Consider the following 575-nt stretch of genomic DNA (forward strand, 5'->3'; position numbering starts at 1 on the left):
TGCCACGGGCCGCACCGGTAACCAGTGCCTTGCGCCCGGCCAGGGGGCGGGTCCAGTCCTGCACCTGGTTGGCGCAGGCCTTGAGGCGCAGCACCTGGCCGCTGATAAAGGCACTTTTTGGCGAGAGAAAAAAGCGCAGTGCGCCTTCAAGCTGATCTTCGGCCCCCTCGCCGATATACAGCAGTTGCAAGGTACTGCCGTTACGCAACTCCTTGGCCAGCGAACGACTGAAACCTTCGAGCGCACGTTGCACGCTGGCGGCAAAAGGGTCGCTTAATGTTTCAGGGGCACGGCCCAGGATCACCATATGGGTACAGTGCTCGAGATTGCGCAGCAGCGGCTGGAAAAATTCGCGCAGTTGCTTGAGCTGCCCGGTGTGCAACAGCTCGCTGGCGTCAAACACCACGGCCTTGAGCTTTGGTCCCTGGCCTGGAATCCACGGTGTGGCATGCAAGGGTTCAGGGCCATAGCTGAACACCGCATCGGTGAGTTTGCCGCCAAAGCGGGCCACCTGTGCGGCAAGCGCACCGCCGCCAATCAGCAGAGGGCCTTCGACGGGGCGCAGGCGCCCGGCC

Annotated in this window: 1 pseudogene; it reads right to left on the reverse strand. The window is 63.0% G+C overall.

The features are described from left to right. Nucleotides 1–575, reverse strand: a pseudogene (locus GHO42_RS04245) (short chain dehydrogenase); the annotation flags it as partial.

Origin of the sequence: Pseudomonas sp. FSL R10-0056 (assembly GCF_009600105.1) — a bacterium.
In the GTDB taxonomy this organism is placed as follows: Bacteria; Pseudomonadota; Gammaproteobacteria; order Pseudomonadales; family Pseudomonadaceae; genus Aquipseudomonas; species Aquipseudomonas bubulae.